General features: G+C 65.7%; 15 protein-coding genes. 14 read left to right on the top strand and 1 reads right to left on the bottom strand.

The features are described 5' to 3' along the window. Positions 1-65: 65 nt before the first annotated feature. Entirely contained in the window at positions 66-857 is a 792-nt protein-coding gene (locus tag C7450_RS14250; RefSeq protein WP_170147242.1) for an IclR family transcriptional regulator domain-containing protein, read from the top strand. A gap of 50 nt (positions 858-907) precedes the next feature. On the opposite strand, the gene C7450_RS14255 is transcribed toward C7450_RS14250, so the two are convergent. Beyond that, on the bottom strand, positions 908-2,527 hold the full coding sequence (locus C7450_RS14255; protein WP_110375087.1) for an FAD-dependent oxidoreductase: 1,620 nt from the start codon (positions 2,525-2,527) through the stop codon (positions 908-910). Positions 2,528-2,740: 213 nt separating this feature from the next. Between C7450_RS14255 and C7450_RS14260 the strand changes: the two genes are divergently transcribed. The 13 genes from C7450_RS14260 (at position 2,741) to C7450_RS14325 (ending at position 15,431) form a co-directional block, all read left to right on the top strand. Further along, complete coding sequence (locus C7450_RS14260) at positions 2,741-3,061, top strand: hypothetical protein (protein ID WP_110375088.1); 321 nt, start codon at positions 2,741-2,743, stop codon at positions 3,059-3,061. A gap of 171 nt (positions 3,062-3,232) precedes the next feature. After that, positions 3,233-4,696, top strand: coding sequence for an amidase (locus C7450_RS14265; RefSeq protein ID WP_110375089.1), 1,464 nt, complete (start codon positions 3,233-3,235; stop codon positions 4,694-4,696). Further along, a complete protein-coding gene (locus C7450_RS14270) occupies positions 4,693-5,556 on the top strand; it encodes a branched-chain amino acid ABC transporter permease (RefSeq protein WP_110375090.1) in 864 nt (287 codons plus the stop codon). The genes C7450_RS14265 and C7450_RS14270 overlap by 4 nt, the downstream gene beginning before the upstream one ends. Before the next feature lie 59 nt (positions 5,557-5,615). Next, on the top strand, positions 5,616-6,800 hold the full coding sequence (locus tag C7450_RS14275) for an ABC transporter substrate-binding protein (protein WP_110375091.1): 1,185 nt from the start codon (positions 5,616-5,618) through the stop codon (positions 6,798-6,800). Positions 6,801-6,878: 78 nt separating this feature from the next. Then, a complete protein-coding gene (locus C7450_RS14280; RefSeq protein ID WP_110375092.1) occupies positions 6,879-7,898 on the top strand; it encodes a branched-chain amino acid ABC transporter permease in 1,020 nt (339 codons plus the stop codon). Beyond that, positions 7,895-8,629, top strand: a complete 735-nt coding sequence (locus C7450_RS14285; protein WP_110375093.1) for an ABC transporter ATP-binding protein — start codon at positions 7,895-7,897, stop codon at positions 8,627-8,629. Before C7450_RS14280 ends, C7450_RS14285 begins: the two co-directional genes overlap by 4 nt. Next, on the top strand, positions 8,622-9,311 hold the full coding sequence (locus C7450_RS14290; RefSeq protein WP_245449726.1) for an ABC transporter ATP-binding protein: 690 nt from the start codon (positions 8,622-8,624) through the stop codon (positions 9,309-9,311). The genes C7450_RS14285 and C7450_RS14290 overlap by 8 nt, the downstream gene beginning before the upstream one ends. 451 nt (positions 9,312-9,762) lie before the next feature. Next, a complete protein-coding gene (locus C7450_RS14300; protein ID WP_110375096.1) occupies positions 9,763-10,662 on the top strand; it encodes an alpha/beta fold hydrolase in 900 nt (299 codons plus the stop codon). A gap of 220 nt (positions 10,663-10,882) precedes the next feature. Further along, a complete protein-coding gene (locus C7450_RS14305; protein ID WP_170147243.1) occupies positions 10,883-12,082 on the top strand; it encodes an ABC transporter substrate-binding protein in 1,200 nt (399 codons plus the stop codon). Between the two features lie 69 nt (positions 12,083-12,151). Continuing rightward, entirely contained in the window at positions 12,152-13,003 is an 852-nt protein-coding gene (locus tag C7450_RS14310) for a branched-chain amino acid ABC transporter permease (protein WP_110375098.1), read from the top strand. Between the two features lie 9 nt (positions 13,004-13,012). Then, a complete protein-coding gene (locus tag C7450_RS14315; protein ID WP_110375099.1) occupies positions 13,013-14,038 on the top strand; it encodes a branched-chain amino acid ABC transporter permease in 1,026 nt (341 codons plus the stop codon). Continuing rightward, entirely contained in the window at positions 14,035-14,736 is a 702-nt protein-coding gene (locus tag C7450_RS14320) for an ABC transporter ATP-binding protein (protein ID WP_110375100.1), read from the top strand. Before C7450_RS14315 ends, C7450_RS14320 begins: the two co-directional genes overlap by 4 nt. Then, a complete protein-coding gene (locus tag C7450_RS14325) occupies positions 14,733-15,431 on the top strand; it encodes an ABC transporter ATP-binding protein (protein ID WP_110375101.1) in 699 nt (232 codons plus the stop codon). Before C7450_RS14320 ends, C7450_RS14325 begins: the two co-directional genes overlap by 4 nt. Positions 15,432-15,492: the final 61 nt, after the last annotated feature.

A 15,492-nucleotide genomic window follows, 5' to 3' on the forward strand; every position in this document is an offset into this window, starting at 1 on the left:
CGCACAACTCATGTGTCACGCGCGCCCCGGCCCTATGGCGTGGCGGCATCGATTGCGGAAAAGCCATGTCGAAAAGGCCTGCCCCAGCAACCCCGGACCGGCGAAGCCTCAGCTATGTGACGGCGTTTGCGCGAGGTCTCAAGGTTATCGAGGCGTTCGGCCCCGAAAACCGGCGCATGACCGTCGCCGACGTCGCGGCCCGCGTCGATCTCGACCGGGCCGTCGCCCGGCGGCTGCTGCTGACCCTTTGCGCGGAAGGTCTGGCGAAGGCGGAAGGCAAACATTTCGAGCTCACGCCCAAGATCCTGCGGCTCGGCTATTCCTACCTCGCCTCGATCGGCATCGGCGGCGCGCTCCAGCCCTATCTCGACGAGCTTTCCGCCCAGCTCGGTGAAACGGTGTCGGTCTCCCTGCTGGAGGGCGAGGAGGTCGTCTTCGTCGCCCGTTCCGAGGTTCCGGGTCGTCGGATGGCGTTCGTCATCGCGATGGGCATGCGCTTGCCGGCATTCCTTTCGGCATCCGGCCGCATCCTGCTCTCGGCGAAGCCCGAAGCCGAGATCCGGGCGCTGCTCGATCAAGCGGAGATTCCGCGGCTGACACCCAATACGATCACGAGCAAGAAACAGCTTTTGGCCGTGATCCTCAAGGCGGCGGCGGACGGCTATGCCACCAGCCGCGAGGAACTCGAGCTCGGACTGTTCGGCGTGTCTGTGCTGGTTCGCAACCGCGCAGGGCAGGTCATCGGCTCGCTCAACGCGAGCGCCAATGCGACGCTCGTCAACGAGGACCGGGTTCGCAACGTGTTTGTCCCGGAACTGCGCGACTGCGCCGAAAAATTGTCCGACGTGTTGCTCTGACGGACGACGGGCCGGCCCCGCCGGCCGGCTGTCTTTAGGGGGCACCTTCATCATTGCGAGAGTACCTTGCGGTATCCCCTGCGACTGAGAGGCGTCAGGGCGCCATAGTGCGGCCAGCGCAGGAGGACTCCCTGGTCGCCGAGCAATGACTGGAATTGGCCGAGCAGGTCGTGCTGCTCACGAACCGCATGCGGTGTCGTGCCGTTCCGGAGACAGAAGGCGAGCAGTGCACCCACGGCCTCGCCGATGCTCCATTCCACCGTGTGGACGCGGTACGCCCCATTGGTGATGCGCGTCGTGCCGATGTTCTTGCAGGCCGGAATCACGTTGCGCATCCGGACCGGCAACAGCGCGCCGAGCGGAATCTCGAACGGATACGCATCGATATCGACCGTGTCGCGGATACGCGATGTGCTCGGATGCAGGTCGATGCGGTAGGCGCCGATGCCGACGCTGTCGAAATAGGCTTCCGCGGAGGAGGCTCCGGGCCGCGCCAGCACGCCCATGTGCTGCTCGACCACCGTGAACTGCGCGCGGATGCGGCGGCCCTCGCGATAATAGGCCTGCTTAGCCAGGCCATCGGCGGTGCCGAGCACATCGCCGCGCAGGCGCAGGCCGCGATATCCCTGGCCGCCGTCGTGCCGCGGCGCTTCCGTCTGCATCCAGTAAAGGAAGGAGAGGCTGTATTGCCTCGCTTCCTCAAGCGCCAGGTCGCGGGCCTCCGGCGATACGCCGATGACCGGACGCAGCCAGTAGTCCATCTGCGGCCAGTTGGCCAAGGAGATGTCGCTCGGATAATGACCCTCGCTGAAATGGCGGCGATAGGCGATGCGGCGCGCGTGCCAGAGATCGAACAGATGCTCGTTGTCGGTGCTGCCCACGAACAGGGCCCGACGGAGCGGCTTATGCGTGACGTGGTCGCTGACCGTCCAGGCGAATTGTTCGTTCGGCCAGAACGGCAGCTTCTGCGCCTTGAGTTCGTGATAGGCGGTGGGGCGCGTGATCGTGTGGTCCTCGTCGGGGAAGTATTCGAGCGCCATGCACCAGGTCAGGGCCTGCTGATCCAGAGGGTCGGCGTGTTCGAGCGCATGCAACTCCCCTGTCTCGGCGGCGGATTCGGCGCCGAGCACATGCTCAATGTCGGCCAATTCGAGGAAATCGCCGGTCTCCGTCGCGTCGACGACATAGTCTGGTACAATGTCGATGGTCCGGCCGCCAACGCGATCGTGGATCGTGACGGTGCGGACATGGTCGGCTGCGCAATCGGCGCCGAGGACCGTGTGCTGCTTCAGGATCGTGACGAGGCCGCGCGCGACGTATGCGGCCAGCATCTCGTCGATCACCAGGGCGGCGACGCGCGGCTCGTGACAGAGGGTGCCAACATTGCCGCTTCCCGGATTGAGGTAGGTCTGCGCCCGCGCCGCGGCGCTCAGCGGCCGATTATCGCGATAGTGCTGGCGGATGAGGGCGCGAAACGCCGAATAGCTGGCCGAGCGGGACGTATGCTCGACCCACGGGTCTTCATCGGGGGGGACGCCCTGCGCCGTGAGCTGGCCGCCCAACCAGTCGAGTTCCTCGACGAGGATCACGCGTGCGCCCAGCCGCGCCGCGGCGAGGCAGGCCGATACCCCGCCGAGCCCCCCGCCCAGGATAAGTACCTCGGTCTTCATGCTCGCTTCGTCCCTCGATCTATGCGCACGGGCTTTCCTCCCGCGCCGGAGGCGCTTCGACCGTCCGATCGTCGAAATCAGCAATATGAGCGCTAAGCGCACATATTATGATAAAACGCACAACATGCTACTACTGCCGCAAGCCACGCCGGGTCAACCCCATTCAACGCGTCATCATGTCGACGGCGGGAGGAACCGGCATAAGGGATCCAGATGTCGTCGAACCGTCCGTGTACGCCCGGGTCTCCCGCGCTCACCGCCGCCGAACTTGCGGCGTTCTTCGCATCAGGGGAGGCCGATATCCCGGTGACGACGCAGCGTTTTCTCGACGGCATTCTCTCCTGCGACGATGTTCCGCGCGCCTTTGTCGATATTGATCCGGCCGGCGTTCTGGCGATCGCCGCCGAGCGGCGGGTCGGTGTCCAACTCGTCGGTCGCGCCGGCACGGGATCGGTTCCTGTTGCAGGTCACCGGGGCCTGGAGACCGCGACGCCAGGGTTCCGTCGCGTCGCGATGCCGGCCGATGCCATATAAGTCAATGAATTTTCTCGCCTATTTTGAGGGGTTCACGTTCATGACAGACGAATTGGCTCTCGCGAGCCAAACCGCAAAACACATCCCGTATCGGCCGAAGCCGCTTGACACGCCGTTCGCGTCATCAGTAAATCGCACATCTGAGCACTAAGCGCACAAAATGGAGTGGCGATGCGTAGCGTTGATATCGGTGTGGATCCGAGTTCGGGTCCTGACGCGTCGATCGAGACGCTGCTCGATCGTCCGGGGCACGAGGTCGCCGGTCTGCTGCGAGCCCGCCAGGTGACTTCGCTGGATCTGACGCGAGCCGCGCTGGCGCGGATCGCTGCCATCGATCCGATCCTCGAGAGCTACGCGCTGGTCGCCGGCGAGCGCGCCCTGGCGCAGGCCGACGCCGCGGATCGGGATCTTGCTGCGGGCATCGTCCGCGGCCCGCTCCATGGCGTGCCGATCGCCGTCAAGGATTTGTGCGACACGGCCGATCTGGCCACCGCGGCCGGCTTCGCTGCGCGCGCGAACCATATTCCGGAGCAGGATTCGACCGTCGTGCGGCGCCTCGCCGAATCCGGGACCGTATTGCTCGGAAAGCTGCGAATGACCGAAGGCGCCTTCGCCGTCCACAATGACGGCAAGCGGGCGCCGCGCAATCCATGGAACCCATCCTACTGGTCGGGCCATTCGTCATCGGGTTCGGGTGTCGCGACCGCCGCAGGCCTGGCATTTGCGACGATCGGCTCGGACACGGGCGGTTCGATCCGCTATCCGGCTTCTGCAAACGGCGTCGTCGGGCTGAAGCCGACCTGGGGGCGTATCAGCCGGTTCGGCGTCTTTCCGATGGCGCCGAGCATGGACCATCTGGGGCCGATGACGCGCACTGTCCGCGATGCCGCTCTCGTCCTTGGCATTGTGGCCGGCGCCGACGCGGCCGACGCGTCGTCGGCCCGACAGCCGATCGCCGATTACGCCGCCGGGCTCGACCGACCGCTCGCCGGCGCGCGGATTGCGATCGACCGGACCATTCTCGACGGGCCGTTGGATGGCGAGGTGGCGAACACGCTTGCCAGCGTTCTGGCGACCTTCGAGGCGGGTGGCGCCCAGATCGTCGAGACCCGGTTCCCCGTCTCGCAGGCGGCCCTCGACGCTTGGGAGACCATATGCGGGGTCGAGGCCGCCCTGGTGCATCGCGAGGCGCGGCGCAGGCCGGGAGCCGGTTATGGCGAGGCATTCAATGCGTTCCTCGAAGACGGCGAATCGCGGGGCGTGGGTGATCTCGCTGCGGCGATGCTGACACGGAACTGGCTTGGCGCTGCCATCGACGCGGCGCTCCTCAATGCGGATGTCTTTCTTCTTCCCGTTCAGCGTTGGTCGCCGCCGTCGCTCGATGACCTGCAGCTGCGCGGGGCGGACGTGGAATTCGTATCCGGCCTGCTCTGGTTCACGGGCCCCACGGACGTCAGCGGCCACCCGTCGGTCGTCTTACCGGGCGGCATATCGGGCGCGGGGGTGCCGATCGGCTTCCAACTGGTGGCGCGCCATTTCGACGAAGCCACTCTGCTCGGAATCGGGGCGGCTTATGAGCGGGAGGTCGGCGGCTTCCGCGCTCCGTCGGCGGACCGCGGAGCTGGCCGGAGATGACAACTGCCATCGCGGCTGCGTTTGATGCCGTCAGCTACGGCGCGATCATGGTTTTGGTCGTGCTCGGGCTCGGCATCGTTGCCAGCATGATGCGCATCTACAATTTTGCGCATGGCGAATTCATGCTGCTCGGCGCCTGCACGCTCTATCTGGCGCCGATTGTCGGGCTGCCGATCTGGGCCGGCGTGATCGTGGCTCCCTTCGCCGTGGCGCTGGTCGGCCTCGGCGCCGAGAGGCTCGCGGTTCGGCGCTTCTACAGCCAGCCGGTCACGGCGATGCTGACCACCTACGCGTTGGCATTGCTGATCCGGGAGACGGTCCGCGGCACGACCGGCGGACGATTCCTGTCGGTGGCGGCGCCGATCTCCGGGACGATGAATGTCGGTGGGGTCGAGCTGTCCCTCTGGCGCATCGCCATCATCGCCATCACCTGCGTCGTCGTCGCCACCTCCTATGCGATTCTCATGCGCACCTATCTCGGCCTGTGGATTCGGGCGGCGCTCGACAATCCGACGCTCGCTCGCGCGTCCGGCATTCCGACCGGCTTCGTCTATGCCGGCACTTTCGCCTTCGGTGCCGGCCTCGCCGGGCTCGCTGGCGCGCTGATCGTGCCGCTCTACACGCTGAACGCCGACTTGGGTGTCCGCTTCCTGCTCATCGGGTTCCTCGCGGTGATGATCGGCGGCGCCGGAAGCTTCGCGGGAACGCTCATCGGCGGCGCCGTGATCGGCGTGATCAGTGCACTGTTGCCCTGGATCATCTCGCCGGTCGTGACGGACCTGCTCGTTTTCGTGGCGGCGATTGCATTCACCAAATCTCGACCAAGAGGCCTGCTCGGAACGGGCTCACTCAACGCGTGAAAGAGGCGAACATGACAATAAGCTCGGGGAAACAGAGGGATTCTGGCGCGAGGCCAGGAATGCAGCGTCGCCACTTCCTTGCGGGCGCGGGCGGGCTGGCCGCAGCGGCGTGGGGGCTCGCGCCGGCGATCGTGCGCGCGCAGCCGTCGGGCCCCATCCGCGTCGGCATTGCCGCCGACCTGACCGGAGCGCTGTCCTTTACCGGCGGCACCTTCCCCAAGATGGCCCAGTTGATCGCCGACGAGATCAACGGCGCCGGTGGTCTGCTCGGCCGCCGGCTCGAGGTGATAACGGAGGACACGGGAACCAACGAAGCCATCTCGGTCACGGCGGCGCGCAAACTGGTGGAAGCGCACAATGTCGACGTGGTCATCGGCGGCATCACCAGTTCGGCCCGCAATGCGATCGCCGACGTAGTGGTCGGTCGCGGCAAGCGCATTTACATCTATCCGATGAGCAGCGAGGCCATCACGTGCCGGCCGCTTTTGTTTGCAACCGGAGCGACGACGGCGCAGCAGACGAGCCTGCTGATCCCCTATGTGCGGAGCACCGGTGCCAGACGCTACGCTCTGCTCGGCTCCAACTACATCTGGCCGCAGACCTTCAACGAGAGTGCGCGCGCAGACATTCTGAAGGCCGGCGGCGAGGTGGTTGTGGAACAGCTGTTTCCGCTCGATCAGCTCGAATTCGGACCGGTGATCAACAGCATTCTCTCGAACAAGGTCGACCTTGTTCTGAGCTCTGTCATTCCGCCGGGACTCGCACCCCTGTTCAAGGGCCTCTACGAGTCGGGCTATCAGAAGAAGGGCGGGCGCACGGCCTGTGTGTTCTACGATGAGTCGCTCATGACCCTGACGCCGCCGGAAGAGGTCGAGGGGCTGATCGGCTGCGCCGACTATTTCCCCGCGGTCGGTGCTGCCGGCGATGAGGCGACCAAGGGCTTGGTCGATGCCTATGCCAGGGCATTCCCAGGCACACTTCTGACCAGTTCGAGCGGCGCGACGGGGATCTTTCGCGGCTTCAAGCTGTGGGCCGCGGCGGTTGCCTCGGCAGGCACGCTGGACTCCGCTGCCGTCGCGGCGGCCCTTCGTCACGGCAAGCTCACCGAAGGACCAGGCACGCCGGCGGAAGTGGATCCGAGCTTCCAGCGCTGCGCGATGAAGATGTATGTCGCGGTGGCCAGGAATGGCGCCTTCGACGTCGTATCGCAGAGCGACGGACTGCGCGCACCCGGCAGTTGCTGATCGCCGACCGGGTCGTGCCCGCCGCGCCGTGCGGCGACCCAATCCGTCCGAATAGCCATCTGGCGTCTGGAGGGCCCTTTGGCCGATTGTCATTCCCAAGCCCACCGCCGCGGTGGGCGCCTCATCCTGCTCGAGCTCTTGGTTCTGCTCGTCCTCGTGCTGGCGCCGTTCGTCGTCAGCCACTATTTCACCATTCTCCTCACGCGGTTCCTCATATTGGCGTTGCTGGCGCTCAGCTTCGACTTGGTCTGGGGCTATGCCGGCATCATGAGCTTCGGCCAGAGCCTCTTCTTCGGTGCGGCCGCTTACGCCGTCGCCATGGCCGTCAAACTCACCGGTTCAGCGCCCCTGATCGCCGTCTTTCCCGCAACGCTTGCCATCGGCGCGGCGCTGGCGCTGATCATCGCCATCCTGCTCTTCGGTCGCCGCATCGGCGCCTCGTCGGCGATGCTCGCCGCGCTTGGTACGCTGACTGCGACCTATATCGCCGAACGCATCGTCCGCACCACCAATGTCCTCGGCGGGCAAAACGGCCTGTCGGTTCCGTCGGCGCCTTCGCTGGGATCGTTCTCGATCGACCTCGGCGTGCCGTTCTACGTCCTCGCGCTGCTCACCCTGCTCGCCACCTATCTGATCTGCAGGTTCCTGGTCCGGTCGCAGCTCGGACTCGTGCTGGCCGGGCTGCGGACCGACGAACGGCGGATCGCGTTCCTCGGATACGATGTCGTGGTGCTCCGGGTGATCACATTCACCTTCGCCGGCGCGATCGGGGGATTGTCGGGCGGACTTTATGCGCTTCACGAGGGCTTCATCGCGCCTAACGTGATCGGCGTCACGCTGGCGACGCAAGCGGTCCTCTACGGGTTGTTCGGCGGTATCGGCACGCTGATCGGTCCGGTGATCGGGGTGATCCTCATCGAGGGACTGAGCTACAAACTCGCCGATCAGTTCCCCTACCTCTGGCCGATTCTGCTCGGCATTCTGCTCCTCCTGCTGGTGATCTTCCGCCCGTCGGGCCTTGTCGGCCTCCTCGTGAGCGACCGGGAGCGCATCGGCAGGTTCGGGACCTCCCGGCGCGCTTCGGGACAATCGTCATGACGTTGCTCCAGATCGCGAGCCTGACGAAGCGGTTCGGCGCGCTCACCGCCTTGCAGGATGTGTCGCTGGCCACCGAAGCGGGCACCATCCACGGTCTCATCGGTCCCAACGGCTCCGGCAAGAGTACGCTGATGAAATGCATCGTCGGAGATGTCGAGCCGACATCCGGCGAAATCCTGTTCGAGGAAAAGCCGATCTCCCAACAAAGTACCACGGAGCGAGCGCGACGGGGCATCGGCGTCAAGTTCCAGATCACCAGCGTCTTCGAGACGCTTTCGGTTTACGACAACATCCTGCTCGCGGCACAGTCGCATGCCAGGCTCGCCACCCTCGCCCTATCCCGTTCCCGGGGCGCGCTCGCCGATGAGATCGACGACCTGCTGGATCAATTCAAGCTCTGGGAGCGGCGGGACGAGCAGGCCGCCGACCTGTCCCATGGTGAGCAGCAATGGCTCGAGATCGCCATGGCGCTGGCGCGGCGTCCTCGCCTGCTGCTGCTCGACGAACCGACCGCTGGAATGAGCCTGCCCGAACGGGCCCACACCGGTGCGCTGCTTCGCTCGCTCATCTCGTCTTGCGCGATCGTGATCGTCGAGCATGACCTCAGCTTCATCCGGGACATCAGCGACCGGCTGACCGTCCTTGACCGGGGAAGAGTGGTGAAGAGCGGCACCGTGGGCGAGGTCCAAGACAGCAGCGAGGTCAAGGAGGTTTATCTTACCCGTGTCTAGTCTTGCTTTGAGCGCCACAGGCCTCTCGGGCGGCTATGGCCGCGTTCGCATCCTGTTCGACGTCGATCTTTCGGTCGCGACCCCCGGCGTCACCGCCGTGCTTGGACGCAATGGGGCCGGTAAATCGACGCTGCTCAAGGTGCTGATTGGCGAACTTCCCGCAACGGGTGGCGACGTGAAGCTCGGCGACGTGGCGATCACGCGGTTGAGCACGGAGCGACGTATCCGAGCGGGCATCGCCTATGTGCCGCAGGACTTGCCGATCTTCAGCAACCTTTCCGTCCGCGATAATCTGAAGATCGGGGCAGGGCGGAGCGGTGGCATCGACCGCGCCATTGCTCTTTTTCCCAAGCTGGGCGAGCGATTGAACCACCGGTCCGGCGCGCTCAGCGGCGGCGAACGGAAGATGGTTGCTATCGGCCGGGCCATCCTGTCCGATCCGAAGATCCTGCTCCTGGACGAGCCAACCGAGGGCGTGTGGAGCGGCGTGATCGACGAGATCGGCGACCGCCTGTCGGAGCTTGCCCGAGAGATCTCCATCATTCTCGTCGAGCAGCATCTTGACCTCGCCTTCCGGCTTGCCGATCGGATCTATGTGATGGATCGCGGCCACGTGGCATTCAGCGGAGTACCGGGCGAGGTCCGGTCCGATCCGAGATTGCTGCAATGCCTCTCACCCTAGACGGCCGGCACCGTTAGCGGTACGCCTTGCTGCGCTGCGCCGGCATGATCCGAGGTTGCGGTTCGGATCCGAATCCGTGTGACGTCCGGCTGCGGTTCCGATCCGGATTGGTGCATCACCCTGGCCGCCGGCAGTCGGTGGACACCTGCCGCGCTCGACCGTGGTCACGCATGGTCCCCGCTGTGGCGAATGTCAGTCGCCACCTTGTCCGCCCGCGTCCGGACACCATCGACGCCATCGATAACCATCGTCAACACGGTCGATTGGATCAGCGGCTTTGCGCCGCCGTAAGGTCCTCCCGGTCGGAGCGAGACGGCTTGAAGCCGCGGAGGTGCTTCGGATTGGCCCATCGGGACATGCGTCCCGCCGACTTCGATCGGAGCCTGGCGCGAACGCGGGAGGACCTGATGAAGAGACGAGATGTTCTGGCTGGCGGGATCTTCTGACTGGAATGACGATCGGTGGCATCACTCTAGGCTCGGCCGTTCCGGCGCAGGCCTCCTCCGCGCCGCGCGAGCCATCGCGACGGGTCTTCGTCCTCGTTCATGGCGCCTGGCACAATGCCTTGCACTGGAACGCGGTCGCCCTCGCGCTGGCCCGGCAGGGGGCGAGCGTCATCGCGATCGACCTTCCCGGTCACGGGCTGAAGGCGAAGTTTCCCCGGTCCTATCTCGCGCAGGACACTGAGGCGCTGCTCAGCGAGCCCTCGCCGAGCAAAGGCGAGACACTCGACGACTATGCGCATGCGGTCACGGACGTCATCGATGCGATCGATGAGTCTGCGGACGTCACACTTGTCGGGCACAGCATGAGCGGCCTCGTTGTCACGAGGGCGGGGGACCTGCGGGCGGACAGGCTGCAGCGTATCGTCTATGTCACCGCCTATGTGCCGGTCATCTTTCCGAACTCGCTGGCCTATATCGGCCTGCCGGAGAACGAGGGCGCACGCAGCGCGGTGTTCATCGGCAATCCCGACCTGACCGGCGCCGTTCGCATCAATCCGCGCTCCACCGACGCGGCCTATATCGAGGAGATGCGCGCCACCTTCTTCAACGATCTCGGCTTTGACGAATTCGCGCCGCATCTCAACGCACTGACGCCCGATCTGCCGCTTGGCGCGGTCAATGGCGACGCGCGCGGCACGGCGGCGCACTGGGGCAGGGTTCCGAGGAGCTATGTCCGCTGCACGCTCGACCAGGCGATCCCGCTGGCCCTGCAGGACCGGATGATCCGCGAGGCCGATGCCGCCTATCCCGACAACCGGTTCGCGGTTCATTCGCTCGAAAGCGGTCATTCGCCCTTTGCTTCGAAGGCGGACGCGCTTGCCGCGATCCTGATCGCAGGCGCCTGACAGGCGAGGCGACGACGCATCCGCCGGGGGAGCGGTGCGATGCGGCTCGCGGACGACAATGACGCCCGGCGCGCAGCTCAGACGCGCCTCGAGCAAATCCGACTGAGATGGAACCGTTTGATGGCATCTAAGTCGGGGAATTTGCTCGTTAATTTCTGAGCGGAGCAAGTCCGCAAAAGACGGACTTGCTCTAAGGACAATATTTCAAGGGAGGATGACAATGACGATAAGCAGACAGCTGGCGTTCGGCCTTGCCGCAGGACTTGCCGCGGCCTGCGCGTTGCTCGCCTCGGCGAGCTTCGCCGATGAGGTCAAGATCGGCCTCGTGAGCACGCAGACCGGCACGTTCGCGGCCAATGGCGCGGAGATGCTGCGCGGCACGCAGTTCGCCGTGGACGAGGCCAATGCCGCGGGCGGCATCGCCGGCTTCACAGTGAGCCTCGCAACGGCCGACGACGAAGGAACGCCCGAAGGCGCGCGCCGCGTTGCCGAAAGGCTGACGCTCGACGGATACCGGATCCTGACAGGACCTGTCTTTTCCTCCGTCGTGCTGGCGCTGGCCAATCAGCTCAGCCGCTGGGACGCGATCCTTTTTTCCGGGCTGGCGAAGTCGGACCGCATCACCGGTGAAGCCTGTTCGCCGCGGCTCTTCCATCTGCTTCCGTCCGACTCCATGGATATGGCCGCCTTCCGGCCTTGGCTGAAGACACGGCCGGAGAAGAAGATCGCGATCATTGCTGCCGATTTCGCCTGGGGTCAGGATTCCTCTGCCGCGCTCAAAACCATCGCCGCGGAAGAAGGGCGAAACGTGGTCGCGACGATCTTGACACCGCTCGGCAACAAGGATTTCGGGCCGTATATACAGCAGCTGTCGGCATCCGGGGCGCAAATCGTCGTCACCATCCTCGGCGGACAGGATGCGATCAACTTCGTCAATCAGGCTGCTGGCTACGCCTTCTCGACCGGGCGTGTCGTCGCGGGGATCGCGTTGCTGACGCAGCCCACCATCGACGCCACCGGCTCCAACATGCGCGGCTATCAGGGTGAGTTCGACTATGCGCCGACGATCGAGACGCCGGAGAACGTGGCCTTCACGCAGAGCTGGATGCAGAAGTTCGGCAAGCTCCCGTCGCGCAACGAGGCCGAGGCCTATCTGGCGGTCAAGATCATCCTGCACGGCGTCCGGCTGTCGGGCAGCAATGATCCGAAGGCGATCGCCAAGGCCTTGTCGGGGGCGGATGTCCCGACCCTGCTCGGCACGCTCAAGCTCCGCAAGGCGGACAATCAATTGCTGCGGCCCGAATGGTTTGGCGAGGTCCAGTCTGTTGGCGGTGCGCTCCGGCCGGTTCCGCAGGCCGAGTACGCCCCGGAGGTGATCGAGCGGCCGGTGTCGCCGGCCTGCAAGATGCGCAGTCTCTAGGCGCATTGCCCGGCACCGTTCCTGGCCCGCCAGACGCGGGCTCAACCTCTCCATCACCCGAGTCTGGCAATGATCATCCAGTTGCTAAACGGCCTTGTCTATGGCGGCCTTCTCGTCATTCTCTCGTCGGGCCTCGTCCTGATCTTCGGCCTTCGCCAGGTCGTGAACTTCGCCCACGGCGCCTTCTATACGCTTGGTGCCTATGTCGCTTTGTCGGTGAGTGCCTTTGTCGGCTTCTGGGGCGCGCTCGCCGCGGCTTTCGTGGCTCTCTCGGTGGTTGGCATCGCGCTCGACCGTTTCTGCTTCCGCCCCTTGCAGAACCGGCCCCATGCCGTGGTTCTGATCATCACCTTCGGTCTGTTTCTGATCGTCACGGATCTCGTCCAACTGGTCTGGGGCCGCGAAAGTTACAGCCTGCTGCCGCCGCCGGATTTCACCGGGCCGGTTGATGTTTTCGGCACGCCCTATCCGGTCTATCGGCTGGTCGTCCTCGCCCTCGCCGTGGTTGCCGCCGTCGCGCTCCAGGCCTGGCTTCGTCTGACCCGCATCGGACTTCATGCCCGCGCCGCCGCGACCGACATCGTCGCAACGGGCATACAAGGCGTGAATACGGATCGCGTCGGGGCCCTCGTCGTCGGCGTCGGCTGCGGACTGGCAGGCCTCGCCGGCGCGGCCGCCGCGCCTTTGCTCGCGCTCACCCCGTCCATGGGCGATGCGATCATCATCGATTCCTTCGTCGTGATGGTGATCGGTGGTCTCGGCAGCTTCGGTGGATCGATCGTCGCCGCCGCTCTTCTCGGCCAGATCCAGGCTTTCGGCGCCGTCTACATGCCGAGCCTGACCACGCTGCTGCCCTTCGTGCTGATGGCGGCGGTTCTCGTCATACGTCCCACCGGCCTGGCCGGCGCGCGGATCTCGTAGGGGCTCGTCATGGTTCTCGAATCATCGCTGCCCCTGCCCACACGCCAGGCCTCGGACAGCAGCCGGAGCCGCGCGGCGCGCTGGCTCGTCTGGTCGGTCCTCGCCGTCGTCGTGACCGTGCTCGCGCCGACACTGTGCAGCGCGCGTGTCATCGCCGTGAGCAGCCAGGCTCTCATGTTCGGCTTCCTCGCCATGGGCACCGGCTTCATCCATAAGCACAGCGGCCTGCTCAGTTTCGGGCATGCCGTCTGGTTCGGCCTCGCCGGCTATAGCGTCGGGATCCTGGCGACCTTCTCGGGGCTGCCGATCGAACTCGCCATAGCGATCGGGCTCGTCCTCGTCGTCGCGCTCGCCGCGCTGGTCGCGATGGTCATCATGCGCTCGCCCGGCATCGCCTTCAGCATGCTGACGCTGGCGATCAACGTCGCGGTCTTCGAGCTGTTCAACCGCATGCGCGGCGCGACCGGCGGCGCCGACGGCTTCAGCATCGCCTTGCCGGAAACGATCTTCGGCGTGCCGACGACGTCCCTCCAATCGCCGCAGACGATGTTCGTCATCATGGGCATCACGACGATCGTGACGGTCGGTGCTCTGACGCTGTTCGAGCGCAGCCATTTGGGACAGCTCACCCTGGCGATCCGGGAGAACCCGGAGCGGGCGCGCTTCATCGGCTACGATATCTATTGGCCGCGTGTGATCGTGTTCGTGATCTCCGCAGCGCTCGCCGCGATCGGGGGCCTGCTCTTCACGCTCTACACCGGCTTCGTCTCGCCGGAGGTGCTCGGCTTCATGACATCCGGCCAGGCCATGATCATGGCGATGGTCGGCGGTACGGCTGCGGCCTGGGGGCCCGTCGCCGGGGCGCTCATGTTCTTCCTCGTCCGCGATCGCGTCACGTTTCTCGGCGATCACTGGATGTTGCCGCTCGGCAGCGCGCTCATCGTCGTCATGGCGGTCTGGCCGACGGGACTGGTGGGGGCCGCCGACTTCGTATCCCGCCGGATCCGCGGCGCCGCGCGGAGGCTGCACGGATGAACACCATTCTCGAAGTGGACGATCTGGCAGTGCGCTATGGCGGCGTGCGGGCGCTCGACGGGGTATCGGTCCGGCTCTCCGACGGCGAGATTCGCGGACTGATCGGGCCGAACGGCTCGGGCAAATCGACCTTCATCGATGCGATTTCGGGCCGCAAGCTGCCCGCCTCCGGCCGGATCCGGCTGTTCGGACAGGAGGTCACCCGCCTCTCCGCCGTCGACAGGCGGCTGCGCGGCCTTTCACGATCGTTTCAGCGCACGAGCATCTTTCCGGAGCTCACCGTGCGGGAGCAGATGTCGCTCGCGGCAAGGCGGTTCGGCAGCGATCCCGGCGAGATCCTGGAGGCGCTCGGGCTGGCGGCGCATCTGGAGAGCCTCGCCAACCAGCTCGGTTACGGCGAGCAGCGCCGGCTCGATCTGGCACTCGCTCTCGTGGGCAGTCCGAAGCTGCTCCTGCTCGACGAGCCGGCTGCCGGGCTGTCGCGCGCGGAATCACTGGCGCTTGCCGACATGCTGAGGGCGCTCGTGCGCGACGCCGGAACGACGGTGTGCCTCGTCGAGCATGATATGGACGTCATATTCGGCATCTCCGATTCCGTCACCGTCTTCGACACGGGGCGGGTCATCGCCGAGGGCGAGCCCAAGGCCGTGCGCAGCGATCCGGCCGTTCGCAGGGCCTATCTGGGGAGTGAAGGATGACCGCATGCATCCGGTTCGACGATGTGCACGCCTATTATGGCGGCGCGCACATCCTCCACGGCGTCTCCTTTGCGATCGAGCCCGGCGAGCGGGTGGCGCTGATCGGGCGCAACGGCGTCGGCAAGACGACGGTCGTCAACAGCCTTCTCGGCATCGCGCGGATTGGCTCCGGCGTCGCGCGCATTGCTGGACGGGCGCTCAAGAACCCGCGGACCTTCACGGCGGCGCAGCTCGGCATCGCCATCGTGCCGCAGGGCCGCATGATCGTCCCGAACCTCACGATCGAGGAGAACCTCATTCTCGGCGCGGCGCCCGGGCGCAAGGGATACTGGACGCTCGAGACGATTCTCGCGCTGTTTCCGATCCTCAAGGAACGCGCGCGCTCACCGGGCACGGCGCTCAGCGGCGGCCAGCAGCAGATGCTGGCGCTCGGCCGTGCGCTGATGGGCAACCCGACCTGTCTCGTTCTCGACGAGCCGAGCGAGGGGCTCGCCCCGGTCATCGTCGATGATGTTGCGGATATCGCGGCAAAGGTGGCGGCACAGGGAACGGCCATCCTGCTGATCGAGCAGAACCTCAGCCTGGTGCGCAGGGCCGCCGATCGCTTCGGCGTCATGGCAAAGGGCAGGATCGTGAGCGAGGGCAGCATGGCGGGGCTGGATATCGCGGCGCTCCACGCGCATATCGCGATCTGACGACGCGCCGATAAAGGTCAGTCCTCGTCACCGCCCTCAGGAGGCGGAGCGTGCCTCTTGT

It is taken from the genome of Chelatococcus asaccharovorans, assembly GCF_003201475.1.
In the GTDB taxonomy this organism is placed as follows: domain Bacteria; phylum Pseudomonadota; class Alphaproteobacteria; order Rhizobiales; family Beijerinckiaceae; genus Chelatococcus; species Chelatococcus asaccharovorans.